Source organism: Phreatobacter stygius (assembly GCF_005144885.1).
Classification (GTDB): Bacteria; Pseudomonadota; Alphaproteobacteria; order Rhizobiales; family Phreatobacteraceae; genus Phreatobacter; species Phreatobacter stygius.
The window spans coordinates 5867253-5889951 of record NZ_CP039690.1; the positions used below are offsets into that span (position 1 = coordinate 5867253).

Annotated in this window: 13 protein-coding genes; 6 read left to right on the top strand and 7 right to left on the bottom strand. The window is 67.0% G+C overall.

From position 1 onward, the window contains the following. Positions 1-228: 228 nt before the first annotated feature. The 3 genes from E8M01_RS27725 to E8M01_RS27735 form a co-directional block, all read right to left on the bottom strand. Entirely contained in the window at positions 229-3951 is a 3723-nt protein-coding gene (locus E8M01_RS27725) for a vitamin B12-dependent ribonucleotide reductase (RefSeq protein ID WP_136963105.1), read from the bottom strand. Between the two features lie 817 nt (positions 3952-4768). Further along, the gene (locus tag E8M01_RS27730; protein ID WP_136963106.1) at positions 4769-7834 is read right to left on the bottom strand and encodes an Rne/Rng family ribonuclease; all 3066 of its coding nucleotides are present in this window, start codon (positions 7832-7834) and stop codon (positions 4769-4771) included. A gap of 482 nt (positions 7835-8316) precedes the next feature. Continuing rightward, on the bottom strand, positions 8317-8919 hold the full coding sequence (locus tag E8M01_RS27735) for a L,D-transpeptidase (protein WP_136964870.1): 603 nt from the start codon (positions 8917-8919) through the stop codon (positions 8317-8319). A 472-nt stretch (positions 8920-9391) separates the two neighbouring features. Here E8M01_RS27735 and E8M01_RS27740 point away from each other — a divergent pair, with 472 nt between their 5' ends. Continuing rightward, positions 9392-10750, top strand: a complete 1359-nt coding sequence (locus tag E8M01_RS27740) for an N-acetylmuramoyl-L-alanine amidase (protein WP_136963107.1) — start codon at positions 9392-9394, stop codon at positions 10748-10750. A 272-nt stretch (positions 10751-11022) separates the two neighbouring features. Beyond that, positions 11023-13476, top strand: a complete 2454-nt coding sequence (locus E8M01_RS27745; protein ID WP_136963108.1) for a penicillin-binding protein 1A — start codon at positions 11023-11025, stop codon at positions 13474-13476. A gap of 104 nt (positions 13477-13580) precedes the next feature. Here E8M01_RS27745 and E8M01_RS27750 read toward each other — a convergent pair whose 3' ends face one another. Then, on the bottom strand, positions 13581-14891 hold the full coding sequence (locus E8M01_RS27750; RefSeq protein WP_136963109.1) for a solute carrier family 23 protein: 1311 nt from the start codon (positions 14889-14891) through the stop codon (positions 13581-13583). A 312-nt stretch (positions 14892-15203) separates the two neighbouring features. Here E8M01_RS27750 and rocF point away from each other — a divergent pair, with 312 nt between their 5' ends. Further along, positions 15204-16145 carry an arginase gene (rocF, locus tag E8M01_RS27755; protein ID WP_136963110.1) on the top strand — a complete coding sequence of 314 codons (942 nt, stop codon included), beginning with the start codon at positions 15204-15206 and terminating at the stop codon, positions 16143-16145. Positions 16146-16148: 3 nt separating this feature from the next. On the opposite strand, the gene E8M01_RS27760 is transcribed toward rocF, so the two are convergent. Further along, positions 16149-16619: a chromate resistance protein ChrB domain-containing protein gene (locus tag E8M01_RS27760; protein ID WP_136963111.1), complete on the bottom strand. Its 471-nt coding sequence runs from the start codon at positions 16617-16619 to the stop codon at positions 16149-16151. Beyond that, positions 16616-17587 carry a Fe-Mn family superoxide dismutase gene (locus tag E8M01_RS35905; RefSeq protein WP_136963112.1) on the bottom strand — a complete coding sequence of 324 codons (972 nt, stop codon included), beginning with the start codon at positions 17585-17587 and terminating at the stop codon, positions 16616-16618. The genes E8M01_RS27760 and E8M01_RS35905 overlap by 4 nt, the downstream gene beginning before the upstream one ends. Before the next feature lie 101 nt (positions 17588-17688). On the opposite strand from E8M01_RS35905, the gene E8M01_RS27770 reads away from it, so the two are divergent. From E8M01_RS27770 to rocD, 3 genes are read left to right on the top strand one after another with little or no spacing between them, the layout of a single operon-like run. Then, the gene (locus tag E8M01_RS27770; RefSeq protein WP_136963113.1) at positions 17689-18672 is read left to right on the top strand and encodes a chromate resistance protein ChrB domain-containing protein; all 984 of its coding nucleotides are present in this window, start codon (positions 17689-17691) and stop codon (positions 18670-18672) included. Between the two features lie 17 nt (positions 18673-18689). After that, entirely contained in the window at positions 18690-20105 is a 1416-nt protein-coding gene (gene chrA / locus E8M01_RS27775) for a chromate efflux transporter (RefSeq protein WP_136963114.1), read from the top strand. 57 nt (positions 20106-20162) lie between these two features. Continuing rightward, positions 20163-21374, top strand: a complete 1212-nt coding sequence (gene rocD / locus E8M01_RS27780; RefSeq protein ID WP_136963115.1) for an ornithine--oxo-acid transaminase — start codon at positions 20163-20165, stop codon at positions 21372-21374. Between the two features lie 22 nt (positions 21375-21396). Here rocD and E8M01_RS27785 read toward each other — a convergent pair whose 3' ends face one another. Continuing rightward, positions 21397-22473, bottom strand: a complete 1077-nt coding sequence (locus E8M01_RS27785) for a hypothetical protein (protein ID WP_136963116.1) — start codon at positions 22471-22473, stop codon at positions 21397-21399. Positions 22474-22699: the final 226 nt, after the last annotated feature.

A 22699-nucleotide genomic window follows, 5' to 3' on the forward strand; every position in this document is an offset into this window, starting at 1 on the left:
TCTTCCGAGTTCCCTCGATAGCGTTAGAGAACCCGTATTCAGGGTGAGTGTGAGTTCGGTAACAAACAAGAAAACCGCCGCTGGCATGAGCCGGCGGCGGTTCGCATTAACGGTGTCGCGCTACCTATGGCCCCGCAGAAACCGTGACTTTGGTTCCAATTGCGGCGCGACTTTGGGAAATTGCGGCGTGACTTTTGGGCACGCCACACGAACCAGCTCGAAAGCCCCTCAGCTGCAGCCCGTCGTCGACCCGCAGGTGTCGCACTTCAGGCAGGTGCCATTGCGCACCATGGTGAAGTTCGAGCACTCCGGGCAGGCGTCGCCGACATAACCGCGGAGCTTGGCTTCCGCCCGCCGGTCGGCGGTGGTCCGTTCGGCATTGGCGGCCGGCGCCGGGGCCTGGTCGAACAGGGCGCCGAGCGCTGGCGAGACGGCGGCCGCCACCTCTTCCTTCAGCGCGTTGGCGCCTTGCGTGCGCATGGTCACCACAGTGCCGGAGGTGCGGCTGTCATTGGCGAGCGAGCCCGGCGTCAGCGCCGGCGTCGGGCCGGAATTGGCCGAGACCAGCGTGAACTTGTCGGTCTTGCCGCGCACCAGGCCCTTGGACAGCACGCTCTTGGTGCCTTCGGCAGCCCCGGTGCCGAGTGCGTCGTAGCGGCTTTCGCCCGGATCGACATGGCCGAGGTCGAAGCGGCCGAGATAGCTCACCGCCAGTTCGCGGAACACGTAGTCGAGGATCGAGGTGGCATATTTGATCGTGTCATTGCCCTGCACCGGGCCCGCCGGCTCGAAGCGGGTGAAGGTGAAGGCGTCGACATATTCGTCCAGCGGCACGCCATATTGCAGGCCGAGCGAGATGGCGATGGCGAAGTTGTTGAGCAGCGAGCGAAGCGCCGCGCCCTCCTTGTGCATGTCGATGAAGATCTCGCCGATGCGGCCGTCGTCATATTCGCCGGTGCGCAGATAGACCTTGTGGCCGCCGACCACCGCCTTCTGGGTATAACCCTTGCGGCGGTCGGGCATCTTCTCGCGGTCGCGGATCACCTGGACACGCTCGACCACCTTCTCGACGATGCGCTCGGCGAGGGCTGCTGCGCGCGCGGCCTGCGGCTTTTCCAGGAACTCCTCGACGCCGTCCTCGTCGTCCTCGTCCTCGATCAGCTGCGAGTTCAGCGGCTGCGACAGCTTGGAGCCGTCGCGGTAGAGCGCATTGGCCTTCAGCGCCAGCTTCCACGACAGCATATAGGCCGACTTGCAGTCGTCGACGGTCGCTTCGTTCGGCATGTTGATGGTCTTGGAAATGGCGCCCGAGATGAACGGCTGGGCCGCCGCCATCATGTGGATATGGCTTTCCACCGAGAGGTAGCGCTTGCCCTTGCGGCCGCAGGGGTTGGCGCAGTCGAACACCGCATAATGCTCGAGCTTCAGGTGCGGCGCGCCTTCCAGCGTCATGGCGCCGCAGACATGCTCGTTGGCGGTCTCGATATCCTTTTTCGAGAAGCCGACGCGGGTCAGCAGTTCGAAGCCCGGCGCATTGATCTCGTCGGCCGGAATGCCCAGCGTCCTGACCAGGAAGTCTTCACCCAGCGTCCACTTGTTGAACACGAACTTGATGTCGAAGGCGGTCTTCAACTGCGCTTCGGCCTTGGCGATCGCCGCATCGGTGAAGCCCTTGGCCTTCAGCGAGCCGGTATTGATGGCGGGCGCCTGCTTCAGCGTGCCATGGCCGACCGCATAGGCCTCCATCTCCGCGATATCGGCTTCGGAGTAGCCGAGCGTGCGCAGCGCCGCCGGCACCGCCTGGTTGATGATCTTGAAATAGCCGCCGCCGGCGAGCTTCTTGAACTTCACCAGGGCGAAGTCGGGCTCGATGCCGGTGGTGTCGCAATCCATCACCAGGCCGATCGTGCCGGTCGGCGCGATCACCGAGACCTGGGCATTGCGATAGCCGTTGATTTCGCCGAGCGCCAGCGCATCGTCCCAGGCCTTCTTGGCGCGGGCGACGATTTCCGGATCCGGGCAATTGGCGTGGTCGAGCGCCACCGGGTTGACCGCCAGGCTCTCGTAACCCGCGGTCTCGCCATGGGCGGCGCGGCGATGGTTGCGGATGACCCGGAGCATGTGCTCGCGGTTCGGCGCATAACCGGGGAAGGTGCCGAGTTCGCCGGCCATTTCGGCCGAGGTCTTGTAGGCGATGCCGGTCATGACCGCGGTCAGCGCGCCGGCGAGCGCGCGGCCCCGGTCGCTGTCATAGGGAATGCCCATGGTCATCAACAGGCCGCCGATATTGGCGTAACCCAGGCCGAGGGTGCGGTATTCGTAGGACAATTCGGCGATCTGGCGCGACGGGAATTGCGCCATCAGCACCGAGATCTCGAGCACCACCGACCACAGCCGGCAGAGATGCTCGTAGCCGTCGATGTCGAACTGCTTGGCCTTGGCATCGTAGAACTGCAACAGGTTGGCAGACGCCAGATTGCAGGCGGTGTCGTCGAGGAACATATATTCCGAGCACGGGTTCGACGCGCGGATCGGGCCGGCGGCGGGGCAGGTGTGCCAGTCGTTCATCGTGGTGTTGAAATGCAGCCCCGGGTCGGCGGAGGCCCAGGCGGCGTGGCCGATCTTTTCCCAGAGGTCGCGGGCCTTCAGCGTCTTGATCGGCTTGCCGGTGATGCGCGCCGTCAGGTTCCAGTCGCCATCGGTCTCCACGGCGCGCAGGAAGTCGTCCTTCAGCGACACCGAATTGTTGGAGTTCTGGCCGGCCACCGTCAGGTAGGCATCCGAATCCCAGTCGGTGTCATAGGTCGGGAAATCGATATCGGTATAGCCCTGGCGGGCGAACTGGATCACCCGCTTGATGTAATTGTCGGGCACCATCGACTTGCGGGCGGCCTTGATCTCGCGCTTCAGCGCCGGGTTCATCGCCGGGTCGAAACAGCCGTCCAGGCGCTCGCCATCGGCGCCTTCGCAATTGACGCAGGCCTTCATGATGGCCTTGAGGTGCTTGGCATTGATCTTCGAGCCAGTGACCAGGCTCGCGACCTTCTGCTCCTCGATCACCTTCCAGTCGATATAGGCCTCGATATCAGGGTGATCGACGTCGACCACCACCATCTTGGCGGCGCGGCGCGTGGTGCCGCCCGACTTGATCGCGCCGGCGGCCCGGTCGCCGATCTTCAGGAAGCTCATCAGGCCGGACGAACGGCCGCCACCGGCGAGCTTTTCGCCTTCGCCGCGCAGATAGGAGAAGTTGGAGCCGGTGCCCGAGCCATATTTGAACAGGCGCGCCTCGCGCACCCACAGGTCCATGATGCCGCCCTCGTTGACGAGGTCGTCGGCGACCGACTGGATGAAACAGGCATGCGGCTGCGGATGCTCGTAAGCCGACTTGGACTTGGTCAGCTTGCCGGTTTCGAAATCGACGTAATAGTGGCCCTGGCCGGGGCCGTCGATGCCATAGGCCCAGTGCAGGCCGGTGTTGAACCATTGCGGCGAATTGGGCGCCACCATCTGCAGGGCGAGCATGTAGCGCAGTTCATCGAAGAAAGCCTGGGCATCGGCTTCCGCTTCGAAATAGCCGCCCTTCCAGCCCCAATAGGTCCAGGTGCCGGCCAGCCGGTCGAACACCTGGGTCGACGAGGTCTCGCCGGTCCAGCGTTCCTTCTCCGGCAGTTCCTTCATGGCCTTCTCGTCGGGGGCCGAGCGCCACAGCCAGGACGGGACCGAATTTTCCTCGACCTTCTTCATGCGCGCCGGCACGCCGGCCTTGCGGAAGTATTTCTGCGCGAGAATGTCGGCCGCAACCTGGCTCCAGGCCTCGGGCACCGAGATGTCGGCCTGCCGGAACACGATCGAACCGTCCGGATTGCGGATCTCGGACGTGGCCGCACGGAACGCGATGTCTGCATAGGGCGACTGGCCCGCCTTGGTGTATCGCCGTTCGATGCGCATCGTCTTCGTCCTTCATGTCCTGGCCGGGAATTGTGCTCCCGAGCCGCCCCGCGGTCCATGCCCTGGACCTGCGTCGGTCCGGTTCTGCCGGACCCTTTTGCCGCCTTCACCCACCATCCCCGCTCTCCACAGGGGAGAACCGGTCCGCTGGTTAACTCTTGTCGCGCTTGGCGCGTTCCCGGACGGTGTCGCGGCGACACTTCGCCGCCCGCGGGCAGCGCTCCGGCAAGGGAACGCGCCATCGGATGGCAAAGACTCCTCCCGCCACGCGGCGCTGGCGCGCGACGTTAGCCTGGAAACCGTCTGGGGATTTGGTGCGGCGAGAACTTTGAACAGACCCGCCGAACCGAACTCCAAGGTAAGCGGCATGCCTTCATGTCGTCAAGATATAGGGGCTATGGGTAAACAGACCCCTAAATATGGTGTCGGGCGGTCAAATTTTAAGGGGGGAGCTGGCACCAGCGAGCCAAGTGTCGGAGATTCCGAGGAGATTCGCCAAGGAAAAATTCACCAACCCTTCGCCGGCTCTCCACAGTCATGTGCGGAACCGCGGGAGATATTCCCAACATCGCGTGGGGGGTGGCGAAGTGTGGCTGGATTGTGACAGCTCTGCGGCGGCCGTTTCGCCTTTTGTTCGCGCTGACGCAGCGGCACGGAATCATCTGACGGGACCGGGCAGGGCGGGAATCGGTTCCAGTTGATTCCGCTGGCCGATTCCGGCCGTCGATTCGAACCGGCTGGACCGCCTGTGGGACAAACGAAAACGGCCGGAGGTGCCCCCGGCCGTTCGTTGTTCTCAGCGAGCCTCGCGGAGGGCTCAGCCCTCGGCCTTGCGGTTCCACCAGCCGGCGCGCCGGGGCGCGGCCGGGGTCGCCGATTGCACGATCTCGACCGGTTCCGGGTCGGGCGTACGACGGCGTTTCACTGGCTCCTCGACAGCCGCCGGTGCCACCGACATGGCCACCGGCGCCACGACTGGCGCGACAACCGGCGCGGCCATGGGCGGCAGGGCCGGCGGCGTCGGCGGGGCTGCCACAGGGGCTTCGGCAGGAGTTTCGACAGAGGCTTGGGCCAGCGGTTCCGGCGCGGGCGTGCGCCGGCGCCTCGCCGGGGGGGCCGCCGCCGGCTCAGCCTGAACCACGGTGTCGGCGGGAACGGCCGCTGCCTCGGCAGCGACATCGGCTGCCGGTGTCCGGCGGCGGCGCGCCGGTTTCGCCGGCGCCGGAGCGGCTTCGGCCGGGGCCGCTTCCGCAGTCGCCGCGCCTTCGGCTGCCTCGCTCGCGGCCAGTTCTTCAGCCGCGGCAGCCTTGCCACGACGGGGCCGGCCGCGCCGTCCGGCATGTTTCGGTTCGGCCTCGGCGGCCGGTTCCGCGGTCACGACCGGAGCCTCGACGACGGCAGGTTCGCCGACCTCGTCCGCGCCCGTCTCGGCGCCAGCTTCGGTCCCGGCCTCGGTCTCGCCTTCGGCCACGAAGCCCGGTTCGTCCTCGCGCCGGTTGCGGCGCCCGCCACGACGGCCGCGCCGGCGGCGGCGGCCTTCGCTGCTCGCATCGTCGGTGGCGGCACCTTCCAGCGCCTGATCCTCGGCGCCGGCCTCATCATCGCCGTCCTCGGCGTCGTCGGCATCGAGATCGTCGTTCGCCTGGCCCGCGACATGCGGCCGCTCGGCGCCGAATTCATCGCGTCCGCCGTCTTCGCGGCCTTCGCCGCCACGGCCGCGCCGCCGCCGGCGCCGGCGCTTACGCCGCTTTTCGCCGTCTTCGGTCTCGGCACGCTGCTCACCACGCGGCTCGCGCGGCTCGCGCGGCTCGGCGCTGGTCTGCACCTCGGCCTCGGCCTCGTCGTCCTCTTCGATCTCGTCGTCGATCAGATCGTCCGGGTCGACCGGCAGCGGCGCGATCACCGGCGGCCGGTAGGCGGTCTCATGGGTATGGACCTGCGCGCCCTTTTCGATGGCGAACATGTGCTGGCCGCTGACCGTCTCGTCGGCGGTGATGTCGACGCTGACGCGGAACCGGCTCTCCAGTTCGTGCAGGTGGGCGCGCTTGTTGTTGAGCACATAGAGCGCCACCGCGGTGCGGGTGCGCACGACGACGTCATACATGGCCGAGCGCAGCAATTGCTCCTCGACCGACCGCAGCAGGTGCAGCGCAACCGAGGAGACCGAGCGGACATGGCCGGTGCCGCCGCAGGTGGCGCAGACCTCGGTCGAGCTTTCAAGCACGCCGGTGCGGATGCGCTGGCGGCTCATTTCCAGGAGGCCGAAATGCGAGATGCGGCCAACCTGGATCCGCGCCCGGTCGTTCTTCAGCGCATCCTTCATGCGCTTCTCGACCGCCCGGTTGTTGCGGTTCTCGTCCATGTCGATGAAGTCGACGACGATCAGGCCGGCAAGGTCGCGCAGCCTGAGCTGGCGCGCCACCTCGTCGGCGGCCTCCGCATTGGTGCGCAGCGCCGTGTCCTCGATATTGTGCTCGCGGGTCGAGCGGCCCGAGTTCACGTCGATGGCGACTAGGGCTTCGGTCGGGTTGATGACGATATAGCCGCCGGATTTCAGCTGCACGGTGTTGGAGAACATCGCGTCGAGCTGGGCTTCGACGCCCGAGCGGGCGAACAGCGGCTGCGGCTCGCGATAAGACTTCACGTTCTTGGCATGGCTCGGCATGAGCATGCGCATGAAGTCCTTGGCTTCCTTGTAGCCTTCCTCGCCGGCGACCAGGACCTCTTCGATGTCCTTGTTGTAGAGATCGCGGATCGAGCGCTTGATCAGCGAGCCTTCTTCATAGACCAGCGTCGGCGCATTCGACTTCAAGGTCACCTCGCGCACCGTCTCCCACATGCGCAGGAGATATTCGAAGTCGCGCTTGACTTCGGTCTTGGTGCGGTTGGCGCCGGCGGTGCGCAGGATGACGCCCATGCCGTCCGGCACTTCCAGGTCGCCGGCGATCGACTTCAGGCGCTTGCGGTCGGCGGCATTGGTGATCTTGCGCGAAATGCCGCCGCCGCGCGCGGTGTTCGGCATCAGCACGGAATAGCGGCCGGCGAGCGACAGATAGGTGGTCAGCGCCGCGCCCTTGTTGCCGCGCTCTTCCTTGACGACCTGCACCAGCATGACCTGCCGGCGCTTGATCACCTCCTGGATCTTGTACTGCTTGCGCGGCCGGAAGGTGCGGTCGGGCATGTCCTCATAGGCGTCGCCCGCGCCGACCGATTCGACCACGTCCTCTTCGGCCGGTGCCTCCTCGACATGGCCGTTGCCGCGTTCGTCGCCGTCGCCGTCACCGTTCTCTTCGGTGTCGCGGCTCTCGGAGCGCGGCTCGTCGCCGCCGTCGTCGTTCTGCCGGTCGTCGCGGTCGTCGTCTTGCCGGTCGCGGCCGTCGTCCTGCGCCTCGTCATGGCCTTCGGCGCCGGCCTCGTCCTCGTCGGTCTCGGCGTCACCGGTCACTGCGTCCGAGGTCTTGGCTTCGGCGGCCTCGTTGCGCGGGCGCGGACCGCCGCGCCGCCGGCGGCGCCTGCCGCCATCGCGGCCGCCGTCCTTGGCCCCGCGGCCGCCACGTTCGCTCCGGCCGCCTTCCTCGTCGTCGTCGTCACGATGCGAGCGGGCTTCTTCCGCCAGCAGCGCTTCGCGGTCGGCGACCGGGATCTGGTAATAGTCGGGATGGATTTCCGAGAAGGCGAGGAAGCCGTGCCGGTTGCCGCCATATTCGATGAAGGCAGCCTGCAGCGAGGGTTCGACCCGCGTTACCTTGGCGAGATAGATATTGCCGCGCAGCTGTTTGCGTGACTGGCTTTCGAAGTCGAATTCCTCGACACGATTACCACGGACCACCACGACCCGGGTTTCTTCCGGGTGGGCGGCGTCGATGAGCATCTTGTTGGCCATCGGATGAGCTCTTGAAGTTTACGGCGGCCGCGAGCGCCGGCCCGGTCGGGCCCCGCTCTGCAGAAAGTGCCAGGGCGGCGCCGTGAAGGCGCCGGCGCACGGCCGTCATTGCGGTGGAAGGGGAGGGTGCAAGCCTGGTCGCAATGCCGACGGCGGGGCCAGCGGATGAGCAGGCGATCATCAGATCTCCCGTCCGCCTGTAACCCGGCTGTGCCGTCGATCCCGACATGGGCGAGACCCTTTCGAAGTGCGACGCGGCCCCGGACGGGGCGCGGCTAAGGGTGACATGGCAGCGGCTCGCCGAAGACGGCGCCACGCGTGCGGGGGTCAGGGAGCGCTCGGATCGGGGCCACGGAATGAAACCTTCGGCTGCCTTCGATCGACACGCCGCTCCATACCCGCATGACCGTGTCATGACCTATGTAGCGGCGGAAGTGCGACCTTGGCAAGCGTAGCCGTCGTACAAACCGTGGCGCGGTCCGTCAGGCCATGACCACCACGGGCGTGCCGATCCGCGCGCGGTCGTGCAGATCGATAATGTCGTGGTTGAACAAGCGGATGCAGCCGGACGACACGGCCTGGCCGATCGACGAGGGCACGTTGGTCCCGTGCAGGCGGTACATGGTGTCCCGGCTGCCGCGATAGAGGTAGAGCGCGCGGGCGCCGAGCGGGTTGGCGATGCCGCCGGCCATGCCGCCGGCATAACGCGCGTTGCGCTGGTCATAGGCGATCATGTTGGCGGTCGGCGTCCAGTTCGGCCACGAGCCCTTGCGGCCGACCGCGGCGCGGCCGTGCCAGAGCGCGCCCTGGCGGCCGACGCCGACGCCGTAGCGGATCGCCCTGCCATTGCCGAGCACGTAATAGAGATGCCGCTCGCTCGGCCTGACCACGATGGTGCCGGCGACCTCGCGTGTCGCATAGGCGACTTCCTGGCGCAGGAAGCGCGGGTCGACATTGGAGGTGTCCATGGCCGGCAAGGTGACACCGGCATCCTGGCGCCCGGCATAGGAGCCGATCGGGCCGCCGCCGGTGACGCAGCCGGCGAGCACGGCGGGCGAGGCCAGGAGGAACAGGCGGCGCGACATCGCTCCGGCATTGGCGCTGACATCGGTGCTGTCGCGGGCACCGGCATCGGCAAGGGCCTTGTCGCCGGGAGCGGCATTCTCTGCGTGGTGGCTCATTGTCTTTGGCGCTCGGTGATGAGGGTGAATCGTCGGAATTAAGCGTGCCCAGTCATTGGCTTGGCTGGTGTTCACGAAGTCGTGAACGGGCCTTGGCCGGTCACCTTCATGGCCGTTCTGTGGCCAAATTCCCACACATTCGGGTCCGTGCCCGGCATTCGGCGTCCAAGCCGCCGGACGGCCGCGCGGAGGCGGCCGGAGCTTCCCCGGCAGGGAAGGGCGACGGTCTGTTTCGTGTCTTTCCGGCAACGCTTCCGGGCCGGCTGTCCGGGGATGCTTAACGGGCAGTTAACCCGGGAGGCCCTATGGGTTATCCCATCTCCTGGCGGTCCTTGCTGGTTGTCCTGGCGCCGCCTCGTCCGACCTTCGAGGGGCCATGGCCGGTTCCCGTTTTCTTGGCGCTCTGTTGGCCGCGACGCTGTTCGCGGGCGAAGCTCTGCGTGCCGAGACCAGCGAGCCGGTTTCGACCGGCGCGATTGCTTCGACCGCCGCGCGCGACGGCGGGGCCGGCGAGGCGCGGGCGCATGCGGCACGGACGATCTTGCCGGCGGTGGTCTCGGGCGCCCACATCACCGGCGATGGCGGCCGCACCAGGCTGTCGTTCGAGCTCACCCGCAATATCGAGATCAGGGCTTTCGCGCTCGCCGATCCCTACCGGGTGATCATCGATCTCGACGAGGTCAATTTCCAGATCGGCAACCAGCGGGCGCATTCCGGCGCGCGTTCCACCGCGCAGACCGCCGGCACCGGCGCGCGCGGCCTGATCCAGGCCTTCCGTTACGGCCTGTTCGCCCCCAGCAAGTCACGGGTGGTGGTCGATCTGACCGGGCCGGCGCTGATCGAGCGCGCCCACCTGGTCGAGGGCCGCGACGGCGCGCCGCCGCAGGTCGTGCTCGAGCTCGTGCGCACCGACGCCGACGGCTTTCGGCGCGCCCAGAACGAGCGGGCGACCTCCAATCTCGCCCGCCGGGGCGATCGCGAGGGCTTCGGCCCGCGTGTCTCGACCCGCACCGCGGCGCCCGATGGTCCGCCGGTGGTGATCATCGATCCCGGCCATGGCGGCATCGATCCGGGCGCGGTGGCGGCCTCGGGCGAAGAGGAGAAGACCATCATCCTCGATTTCGCCCGGGTGCTGCGCGACAAGCTCAACGCCACCGGACGCTACCGGGTGGTGATGACCCGCGACCGCGACATCTTCATTCCGCTCGGCGACCGGGTGCGGATCGCGCGCGAGCACAATGGTGCGCTGTTCGTCTCGATCCATGCCGATTCGATCAGTGGCGCCCAGGACAACGCCCGCGGCGTCACCGTCTACACCCTGTCGGACCGGGCTTCCGACGCCGATTCGGCCAGGCTCGCCGAGCGCGAGAACAAGGCCGACGCCATTGCCGGCCTCGACCTGTCGGACGAGCCCTCCGAGATCGCCGACATCCTGATCGACCTGACGCGCCGCGAAACGCGCATGTTCTCGGCCAATTTCGCCCGCACGCTCGCCGGCGAAATGCGCCACGCCACCCGCATGCATCGCCTGCCTCTGCGTTCGGCCGGCTTCCAGGTGCTGCGTGCCCACGACATCCCCTCGGTTCTGGTCGAGCTCGGCTTCGTCTCCAGCGCCAAGGATGTGGAAATGCTCACCTCGGCGATCTGGCGCCAGCGGACCGCCGATTCGGTCACCAAGGCGATCGACCAGTTCTTTGCCGGCCGGGCGGTGGCGCGCCCAGCCGCGCAGAGATAAATCCAGAAAGCGCGGCGACCGCGCAGCGCCGATCCAGAGTAGCGCGGCGGGACGAGTATCGCTAAAGAGGCGCGGTCACGTCCGGGTCACATCCGCGCCACAGTCGCGGGGCATCGGTCGGCCGGAAGCCCCGCAGCGGCATTCGCGCCTGTCAGGGGCGAGGCGACGTGGTATGATTTGAGGCAGTCAGGACAGGGCACCCCCGGCCCCGGTTCCTTCGCGGCGGTACCACGGGGACGAGAGGCGCTGCCCGTCGGGCACGAAATGACCGGATGAAACTTATTCTCCGATTCTTCGGCTGGGCGTTCGGCCTTGGCACGGTGGCCTTCCTCATCGGCGCGGCCGGCGTGGCGGTCTATATCCTGACCGTGACGAAGGAGTTGCCGGACTACAACACCCTGCGCAATTACGAGCCGCCGATCATGAGCCGCGTCCACGCCGCGGACGGCCAGCTGATGGCCGAATATGCCCGCGAGCGCCGGCTCTATCTGCCGATCCAGGCCGTGCCGAAACTGGTGGTGCAGGCCTTCCTGGCGGCGGAAGACAAGAATTTCTACTCCCATAACGGCATCGACGTGATGGGCATCGCGCGCGCCGCGCTGACCAATTTCAACAATCGCGGTTCGGGTCGCCGGCCGCAGGGCGCCTCCACCATCACCCAGCAGGTGGCGAAGAACTTCCTCCTGTCCGGCGAGCAGACGGTCGATCGCAAGATCCGCGAAGCGCTGATCGCCATGCGCATGGAATCGGCCTTCTCCAAGGACCAGATCCTCGAGCTCTATCTGAACGAGATCTATCTCGGCTTCGTCCTGCCCGGCTACGGCGCCTATGGTATCGCCGCCGCCGCGCTGGTCTATTTCGACAAGTCGGTGCACGAGCTCACCCTGGCCGAGGCCGCCTATCTCGCGGCGCTGCCGAAGAGCCCGACCCAGCTGCATCCGTTCCGCAACCGCGACCGCGCCATCGAGCGGCGCAACTATGTCATCGGCCGCATGGTCGAGGACGGCGTCGTCTCGACCGAAGAGGGCGAGCGCGTCAAGCGGTCGCCTTTGACCATCAATCCGCGCTCGCCGCGCCAGCAGACCTTCGCCGCCGACTATTTCGCCGAAGAAGTCCGGCGCGAGATGGCTGATCGCTTCGGCGAGAAGAAGCTCCTGGAAGGCGGCCTGTCGATCCGCACCACGCTCGATCCGAAGCTGCAGGTCGCGGCCCGCCAGATCCTGACCAACGGCCTCATCCGTTATGACGAAGCCCGCGGTTTCCGCGGTCCGGTCACCCGCATCGAGGACACCCGCGGCGACTGGGGCATCAAGCTCGCCGAAATCCGCGCCGTCAGCGATGTCGGCTGGAAGCTCGCCGTGGTGCTCGATTCCCAGGCCGACAATGCCCGCATTGGCCTCCAGCCCGGCCGCGACCAGGCTGGCGTGGTCGTGCCGGGCCGGCAGATCGGCCTGGTGACCGCCGATGGTGTCCGCTGGACCCGGCGCGCGGTCAATCGCGCGCTCAATCCGGGCGATGTCGTCTATGTCGAGCCGATCGCCGGGCGTGACGGCCAGTTCCGCCTGCGCCAGGTGCCGGAGGTTTCCGGCGGCCTGGTCGCCATGGACCCCTATACCGGCCGCGTGCTGGCCATGGTCGGCGGCTTCTCCTTCGATCAGAGCCAGTTCAACCGCGCGACGCAGGCGCGGCGCCAGCCGGGCTCCTCGTTCAAGCCGTTCGTTTATGCGGCGGCCCTCGACAACGGCTACACGCCGTCCACCGTCGTGCTGGACGCGCCGTTCGAACTCGCCCAGTCCGACGGTTCGGTCTGGCGTCCGGAAAACTATTCCGGCCGGTTCTACGGGCCGCAGACCCTGCGCTTCGGCATTGAAATGTCGCGCAACGTGATGACGGTCCGGCTCGCCAATGACGTCGGCATGCCGCTGATTGCCGAATATGCCAAGCGTTTCGGCATTTACGACGACATGCAGCCGGTGCTCTCGATGGCGCTGGGCGCGGGCGAAACCACGCTGATGCGCATGGTGGCGGGCTATTCGATGTTCGCCAATGGTGGCCGGCGTATCCGCGCGACCTTGATCGACCGCATCCAGGACCGCACCGGCCAGACCATTTTCCGCCATGACGACCGCCAGTGCCAGGGCTGCACCGCCGAGCGCTGGACCCGCCAGGACGAGCCGATCCTGATCGACCGCCGCGAGCAGGTGCTGGACCCGATGACCGCCTATCAGATCACCTCGATGATGGAGGGCGTGGTTCTGCGCGGCACCGGCACCGCCGTGCGTGAGCTCGGCAAGCCGATCGCCGGCAAGACCGGCACCACCAACGAGGAAAAGGATGCCTGGTTCGTCGGCTTCTCGCCCGATCTCGCCGTCGGCATCTATATTGGCTACGACACGCCGAAGCCGATGGGCCATGGCTCCACCGGCGGCGTCATGGCGGCGCCGATCTTCCGCGACTTCATGCGCGTCGCGCTCGCCGACCGGCCGGCCGTGCCGTTCCGCGTGCCGACCGGCATCAAGCTGATCCGCATCGACCCGAAATCGGGCCTGCGCGCCGGCTCGGGTTCGGGCAACGCCATTCTCGAAGCGTTCAAGCCGGGCACCGCGCCGCCCGATTCCTATCAGCTGATCAACCCCGGCGATGCGCTCGCCAGCGGCGGCCCGCGACGCGGACCTTCGTCCGAGACCAACAGGGCGATCTCGACCGGCACCGGCGGCTTGTATTGAGGACGCAACGGGGAACGTAACCCTCTCCCGCAAGCGGGCGAGGGTTTACGCGCATCAACCCTCGCCCGCGTCTGCGCGGGAGAGGGTTATGTTCCGCTGCCCCCTCACTCCGCCTTCGGCTCGCGCAGCAGGTGGTAGAGGATGATGCAGCCGAAGGTCGCCGTGCCGATGCCGTCGAGCGTGAAGCCGGCCAGCGTCAGCTTGAAATTGCCGGCGCCCAGCACCAGCGCCACCGCCACGGTGATCAGGTTGCGCGCGTTGGAGAAATCGACCTTGTTCTCCACCCAGATGCGGCCGGCGGTGGCGGCGATCAGGCCGAACACCACGATCGACAGGCCGCCCAGCACCGGTCCCGGAATGGTCAGGATCAGCGCGCCGAACTTCGGCGAAAAGCCGAGCAGGATGGCGATCAGGGCGGCTGCGACGAACATCAAGGTCGAGAAGATCCGGGTGACCGCCATCACCCCCATGTTCTCGGCATAGGTGGTCACCCCGGTGCCGCCGGCCGAACCGGACAGCATGGTGGCGACGCCGTCGCCGACGAAGGCGCGGCCGATATAGGGGTCGAGGTCGCGCCCGGTCATGGCGGCGATGCCTTTGAGGTGCCCGAGATTCTCGGCCACCAGGATGATTGCCACCGGCGCGATCAGCACCATGGCCCGGGCGTCGAAGACCGGCGCCGCGAAATTCGGCATGCCGAGCCAGGCCGCCTGGCCGACCTTGGAGAAATCGATCGGCGCGCCCATGCCGAAGCCATTGGCCAGCACGAGATAGACGAGATAGCCGGCGATCGCGCCGAGCAGGATCGGCAGCCGGCGCCACAGGCCCGGGGCATGGACCGCCAACAGGCCGACGGCCGCCACCGTGACCAGCGCGATGAACCGGGCGAAACCGGTGCCCTCGGCATTGCCCGGCCCGATGCCGGAGGCACTGTTGATGGCGATCGGCGCGAGCACCAGGCCGATGGCCGCGACGATCGCGCCGGTCACCACCGGCGGCATGACCTTTTCGACCCAGGCATGGCCGACGCCCATGACGATCAGGCCGATCACCGTATAGATCGCGCCGGCGGCGACGATGCCGCCGAGCGCCACGCCGATATTGGGATTGGGACCGCTGGCGACGGCGGCGCCGGTGGCCACCAGCACCGGGCCGATGAAGGCGAAGGACGAGCCGAGATAGCTCGGCACCCGGCCACCGGTGATGACGAAGAAGATCAGCGTGGCGATGCCGGAGAACAGGATCGCCAGATTGGGGTCGAAGCCCATCAGGATCGGCGCCAGCACGGTGGCGCCGAACATCGCCACCACATGCTGCAGGCCGACCACGATGGTCTGGCCGACCGGCAGCCGTTCGTCGGGCATGATGGTGCCCGAACTCTTCTCGGTCCATTTGGGAAAATAGCCGTCCGCCATGATGTGCTCCCCTCATGCGCGCCGGGCCGGATTCGTGCCTGCGCGCCCCAGGGCCGGATGCTAAGCCCGCTTCGCCCACGGAAAACAGGGAGGGAAAGCCGCAATCCACCGGAAAGGAGCGGCAAAACACCGGCAACAGGCCGGCGCGGCCGCTATTCATCGACGCTGGCCCGGCCTTTGGCGCCGGCGACACCGCGACGTCATCCGGCCGCGGCAGCCTGGTGTCCTAAGGAGACGCCCCGACTCTGCTATGAGTCGGAGCCGCTCGGCCTGCGGTTGGCGGCGGTCGCCCGAATGAAGGAGCCGGATGAGATGGGATCGCACCAAGGCGCGCGACAGCTCAGTCTGATCGGCGCACCGATCGAGGAGGGCGCCGGCCAGGCCGGCGCCGTGATGGGGCCGGCGGGGCTGCGCACCGCGGGGCTTGTCGGCACGCTGCGCGATCTCGGCCACGATGTCGCCGATCTCGGCGATCTCCGGCTGCCGGCTGATCTGCCGGAGCTGACGCTTGCCGTGGGAAACGCCAAGAACCTGCCGCGCATTGCCGGCTGGTCGCGGCTGATCGCGCGCGAGACCGAGACGGCTCTGGCGCAGGGCCGGCTGCCGATCGTGCTCGGCGGCGACCATTCGCTCTCCATGGGCTCGGTCACCGGCGTGGCGCGGCACTGGCAGGACCAGGGCCGGCCGCTCTTCGTGCTCTGGCTCGATGCCCATGCCGATTTCAACACGCCGGAAACCTCGCCGTCAGGCAATATGCACGGCATGTCGGCCGCCTTCCTGTGCGGCGAACCGGGTCTTGACGGCTTGTTCGGCGACGAGCGGCGCGTCCTGGTCGATCCGAAAAACCTGCATCTCTTCGGCATCCGTTCGGTCGACCGGGCCGAGCGTGCGCTCCTGCGCGCGCGCGGCATCGACGTCGTCGACATGCGATTGCTCGACGAATTCGGCGCCTCGGTGCTGATCCGCAGGATCATCGACCGGGTGAAGGCAGCGAATGGCGTGCTGCATGTCAGCCTCGATGTCGACTTCCTCGATCCCTCGCTCGCGCCCGGCGTCGGCACCACCGTGCCGGGCGGCGCCACCTATCGCGAGGCCCATCTGGTGATGGAGCTCCTGCATGATTGCGGCCTGGTCGGCTCGCTCGACGTGGTCGAACTCAATCCCTTCCTCGATGACCGGGGCAAGAGCGCGCTGTTGCTGGTCGATCTGGTGGCGAGCCTGTTCGGCCGGCATGTGATCGATCGTGGGCCGTGAGCCCTAAGCCGCGCTCGGCTTCATCACCGGTGGCCAGTTATGTGTCTCGGCCTTGCGCCGCGAGGCCCAGGCGTAGAGCGCGTCATAGATGACGAAGCCGTGCCGGAGCACCTCCTGGTCATCCGGCGTCAGGTCGCGGAGGCCCATCGAGATCGCCAGGAGCCCGGCCGATTGCGGCGTCAGGTCGTGCCGGTCGGTATCGGCGCCGCGGACGATCGCCGCGATGGTGACGATGGCCGGATCGCGCTCGAGGCCGTGCTTCGCGACGAAGGTGTCGAAGCTGCAGCCGTCGTCGACATGGGTATAGTCGACCCCGGGCACGTCATAAGGCGTGGCGCCGGTCTCGGCTGCCACCCGCATCACCTGGTCGGGCGGCACGAACAGGAATTCCGGCTGCTTGTCGATGAACCGGGCGACCAGCCAGGGGCAGGCAATCCGGTCGATGACCGGACGTTCGCGTGTGACCCATTTCATGACCTCATCTCCTTCTGGTTGAGCGTCAGGGGAACGGTGGGTGCGCCGATGGCGTGCCAGGCGGCGATGCCGCCGGACAGCGCGCTGGCATCGATGCCGCGGCGGCGCAATTCGGCGACGGCCTGGCCGCTGACCTGGAAGCCGTAGACGCAATAAACGACGACCGGCTTGTCCTTCGGCAGTTCGTCTGCCCAATCGGCGATCGTCTCGGGCGCCCGGATCAACGCACCGGGCACCATGTCGCTGCGCTTGGCCATGTCGTCGGCCAGGCAGACATCGAGCACGACGACGTCGTCTTTCCGCTCCAGGCGGGCGCGCAGGTCCTCGGCCGCCACACCGCGGGCAGCCGGATCCGGGATCGGCGGGCGGCCATCCTGGCGGGCGATCGCACGCCCGTGGCGGGTGCCGACGCGCTCCCAATGGATGTTCTTCATGAAGGCATCGACATAAGCGCCGGCCTTGGCGCCGAAATCGATGTGATAGGCATGTTCGTACATGTCGAGCGCCAGGATCGGCACGCCGCCGGCCAGGCAGTTGGTGTGGTCGGCCGCCCATTGGATCATCAGCCGGTCATGGCGCTCCGACCAGGTCAGCAAGGTCCAGCCGGAGCCGCCGGCCTGCGCCTTGGCGACCGCCGTGAACTGAGCGCGCCAGGCCGCGACGCTGCCGAAATCGCGTTCCAGCGCGGTGGCGAGATCGCCCTCGGCGTCGCCGGAACCGCCGAGCCCGTCGAAATAGATTTCGTGCAGGATCGCCGAATTGGCGGCGACCAGTTCCTCGCGCTTCAGGCCATTGATGTCGAAGATCGGCGCCGTGCTCCAGTCGGTTTCGCCGAGCCGCTGCTCGATGGCGTTCAGGCGCCTGACGGCTCCGCCGTAATTGTTCTCGTAATGGCTCGCCAGCAGCCGCTCGGAGAGGCCGTCGAGGCGCGGCGGCTTGAAGGGCAGGGGCATGATCCGATGGGTCATCGTATCCTCGCTTGGGCTTTCCCGAGAGGAGGCGAAAGCTACGCTCGAATCAAAAATGATACAAGTGTTGCATTTCAATATTCGCGTGATACGGTGTGCTCATGAACGCGACGACCATCCTCTTGGAGCAACGATGGCTCCTGCTGATCCACCAATTGCCGACCAAGCCGGCCTATTTCCGGGTGAAGATCTGGCGCCGGCTGCAGGGGCTGGGCGCGGTGGCGGTGAAGAGCACGGTCTATGCGCTGCCCGCCAATGCCGAGACGCAGGAAGATTTCGAATGGCTGCTGAAAGAGATCGTCGCGGGCGGCGGCGAGGCCATGCTGTGCGAGGCGCGATTGATCGACGGCCTGACGGATGCACAGGCGCGGGCGCTGTTCGACAAGGCGCGCGATGCCGATTACGCCGAGATCGCCCAGGACGCGCGCGCGCTTTCAGCCACGCGCGATGCCGAGGCGAGCGGCGAGGGCGGTGCCGACGCCCGGACGCAGATCAACCGCCTGCGCAAGCGGCTGGCCGAGCTCGTGGCCATCGATTTTTTCGCCGCCACGGGCCGCCTTGCGGTCGAGGCGATGCTTGCCGGGCTTGAAGCCCGGCTTATGGAGGATGAGGCCATGACCGAGGACCCGCCGAGAGCGGTCGCGCCGATCGCCGAGCTGAAGGGCCGGACCTGGGTGACGCGTCGCGACGTGCATGTCGACCGCATCGCCTGCAGCTGGCTGATCCGCCGCTTCATCGACCCGCAAGCCGTCATCCGCTTCGTGCCGGGCAAAGGCTATGTTCCGGAGCCGGGCGAACTGCGCTTCGACATGTTCGAAGGCGAGATCACCCACGAGGGCGACCGTTGCAGCTTCGAGGTTCTGCTGGCCCGCACCGGCATCGCCGATCCGGCCCTTCAGGCGATCGCCGAGATCGTCCACGACATCGACCTGAAGGACGCGAAATTCGGCCGCGAGGAGGCAACCGGCATCGCAAGCCTGATCGCCGGCATCGCCATGGCCAGCGCGGATGACGATCAGCGGATCGCCCAGGGGGCGGCGGTGTTCGACAATCTGCACCAATATTTCCGCGCCAGGCGCGGCTGACAAAGAAGGATCGGGCCATGACCAATGCCGAAGGCGTCGCGGTGAAACCGGCCAAGACAGCCGATCTGCCTGCCCACGGCATTGCCTTCGGCGAGGCCGTGCGGGTCTGGGCGCGGGTGGCCCTCCTCAGCTTTGGTGGTCCGGCCGGCCAGATCGCCGTGATGCATCGGATCATCGTCGAGGAAAAGCGCTGGATCGGCGAAACCCGGTTCCTGCACGCGCTCAACTACTGCACCCTGTTGCCGGGTCCGGAGGCCCAGCAGCTGGCGATCTATATCGGCTGGCTGTTGCACAAGACCAAGGGCGGCCTGGTGGCAGGCACGCTGTTCGTGCTGCCGGGCCTCGTCGCCATCATGGCGCTGAGCTGGATCTATGCCCTGTTCGGCAATGTCGGGCTGGTTCAGGCGCTGTTCTTCGGCCTGAAGGCGGCGGTGCTGGCCGTCGTGCTGGAAGCGGTTCTGCGCATCGGCCGGCGCGCACTGAAGAACAATGTCATGGTTGGGCTCGCGGCGGCGGCCTTTGCCGCGCTGTTCTTCTTCCAGGTGCCGTTCCCTCTGGTCATCCTGGTCGCCGGCCTGATCGGTTATGCCGGCGGCAAGGCGGGCTGGGCGCCATTCCTCGCGGCCAATGGCCATGGCAAGGTCGGCGGCCGGCAGGTCGCCGATATCGATACCGCGCTCGGCGAAGCGGTTCCCGCCCACGCCCGCCCGCCGGTCAGTTGGTCGCTGAAAATCGCCGCCGCCTTCCTCGTCCTGTGGCTCGTGCCGGTTCTCGGCCTCTTGGCGCTGCTCGGGCCAGGCCATGTCTTCACCGATATCGCCGTCTTCTTCTCCAAGATGGCCATGGTGACCTTCGGCGGCGCCTATGCGGTGCTGGCCTATGTCGCGCAGCAGGCGGTCGACCACTATGGCTGGCTCAAGCCTGGCGAGATGCTTGACGGCCTCGGCATGGCCGAGACGACGCCGGGCCCGCTGATCATGGTCACCCAGTTCGTCGGTTTCATGGGGGCCTATCGGGCGCCGGGCTCGCTCCACCCGCTGGTTGCCGGCACGCTCGGGGGGCTGCTGACCACCTGGGTGACCTTCGTGCCTTGCTTCCTCTGGATCTTCCTTGGCGCGCCGTTCATGGAGACGATGCGCAGCAACAGGGCGCTGTCCGCGGCGCTGTCGGCGATCACCGCGGCGGTGGTCGGCGTGATCCTCAACCTGGCCGTCTGGTTCGCCCTCCACGTGCTGTTCGCGGAGCTGCGCACAATGAGCGGATGGGGCATGACCGTCGACGTGCCGATCCCAAGCTCCATCAACATCGCATCGGCGATCCTGACGCTCGGCGCGATGTTGGCCGTGTTCCGCTTCAAGATCGGCATGATCCCGGTGCTCGCCGGTTGTTCGGGCCTTGGCGTGCTCTATGGGTTGGTCACCGGATCAGTCTAGCCGACACCGCTGGCACAACACATCTAGTCATGATCAGCTCTCCCGGCGGAGACCGTCATGAGGCCGTCCAGTTCCGACCTGATCGCCACCGAAGCAAGGCTCGGCGCGCACAATTACCAGCCGCTCGACGTCGTGCTGGCGCGCGGCGAGGGGGTCTATGTCTTCGACGTCGACGGCAACCGATATCTCGACTGCCTTTCGGCCTATTCCGCCGTCAATCAGGGCCATTGCCATCCGAAGATCCTGGCCGCCATGGTCCAGCAGGCGCAAAGGCTGACGCTCACCTCGCGGGCTTTCCGCAACGACCAGTTGGCGCTGTTCTACGAGGAGCTCGCGGCGCTGACCGGCTCGCACAAGATCCTGCCGATGAACAGCGGCGCCGAGGCGGTCGAAACCGCCATCAAGGCGGTGCGCAAATGGGGCTACGAGGTCAAGGGCGTGCCGGAGAATGCCGCCGAGATCATCGTCTGCGCCAACAATTTCCACGGCCGCACCATTGGCATTGTCGGCTTCTCCACCGATCCGACCGCGCGCGGCGGTTTCGGTCCCTTCGCGCCCGGCTTCCGCGTCATCCCCTTCGGCGATGCCGCGGCGCTGGAAGCCGCCATCACGCCCAATACCGTCGGCTTCCTGGTCGAGCCGATCCAGGGCGAAGCCGGCGTGATCATTCCGCCTTCCGGTTATTTCGCTCAGGTCCGCGAGCTCTGCACGGCCGGCAATGTCGTGCTGGTCCTGGACGAGATCCAGACCGGGCTCGGCCGCACCGGCACGCTGCTGGCCGAGCAGCACGAAGGCATCGAGGCCGATGTCACGCTGATCGGCAAGGCCTTGTCCGGCGGCTTCTATCCGGTCTCGGCGGTGCTCTCCAATTCCGCCGTGCTCGGTGTCCTGAAACCCGGCCAGCACGGCTCGACCTTCGGCGGCAATCCGCTGGCCTGCGCGGTGGCGCGCGCCGCCGTCAAAGTGCTGGTCGAGGAGGGCATGATCGAGAACTCGGCGGAACAGGGCGCCTATCTGAAAGCGGGACTGGCCGATATCCGCTCCAACGTGGTGCGCGAGGTGCGTGGCCGCGGCCTCATGCTGGCGGTCGAGCTGAACCCCGACGCGGGCGGGGCGCATCGCTTCTGCGATCTGCTGAAGGAGCGCGGCGTGCTGGCCAAGGACACCCATCGCGACACGATCCGCATTGCCCCGCCACTGGTCATCACCCGCGATCAGGCCGATTGGGCGCTCGAGCAGTTCACCGCCGTGCTGACCACCGCGACGTGACGGCGGCGCAGCCCGCCGGGCGTCAGTTCGTGTCCCAGATGGTCGTCGAGGCCTGGCTGTACTTCATGTAGGTCGCGTAGAGCGATTTCGGGTCCTTCAGCTGTGCCAGGACATGTTTGAAGAACGGGGCTGCCGATGCGCCGACGGCGTCGGAGGCGGCGCCGATCGGGCTCTGGAACGGATCCTGGTTCGCGGCCATGCCGGCGCGCTTGATCTGCTTCTCCATCTCCCGGATCGACTGGAAGATTTCGCTTTCGGCAAACTTCAGCTCATTGCCGACCAGGCCGGCGCAGTCGTCGACATTGGTGCGCCCGCGGCACTTCTTGATGGCGTTGCGGAATGGATATTCCCGCCAGGGCGTGTCCGGCGGAGCCGAGAACGTGCCACGGCCGCCCATGCTGCCGGTCGTGCCCGAAAACGGCAGCTTGCCGCCGGTGGCGCGCGTCATGTCGGCGCGACGCTTGTCCAGGGTGTTCCAGTTGACGAATTCGAAGACCGCGACCCGGTTGTAATACCAGAGGTCGAGATAGGCTGGATAATCCAGCTCCGCGGCCAGGATGACCCAATCGATGATGCGCTTCTGCCGATCGCCGCTCCAGCGCGGGTTGTAGGCCGCGGCGATGGCGTGATCCAGGACCTTCTCGGCCAGGATCTTATCGGACTTGGCGATGATCGCCGGCGAGGCCCTGACGATTTCGGCCTCGTCCTTGCCGAAGGTGACCGCCACTTTGGCGAAGCGGACGCTCATCATCCAGCGGTCGCTCGGCACCATGTGCTGGCGCCGGTAGAGGCGGGCGGCCAGCGCGATGCGCGTGCCGTTCGGCAGCTTCGAGGTCAGGTAGTCCCGGTGGATCAATCCAAGATCCTGGCTGGCGCGCACCAGGCCGCGGGCGAACGCGCCGCCGTCGCTGCGATAGACTACATAGTGGCGCAGCCCATGCGCGACATTGGCGGCGAACTGGTCAAAGCTCGTGTCGAAATTGGCATTGAGCGTCACCGTCTGGCCCATTGCCTTGTAGCCGAGCCGGGTTTGCTCCAGCGCGCGCCGCGCGAATTCCTCCGTCGGCATGTAGTCGGTTCTCTTCGGATCATTCGTCATGTCCGTGCTCCGGGTACGAGATGCGAAGGGGCGACCGTGTTCCTGCTGGTGCAGGATTATATTACCTCCGACATTAGGCTACCGGCAATCGTTCCCGCCGTGCGCTGGCGTACAGATCGGCGTGGCCGGCGAGCCCGCGACAAGAGGCGGCCGGTCGGCGGGATCTTGGCGGGATCTTGGCTGGGTCCTGGCAGGGTCTTGGATGACGCGCGCGATGGCCGGCGCC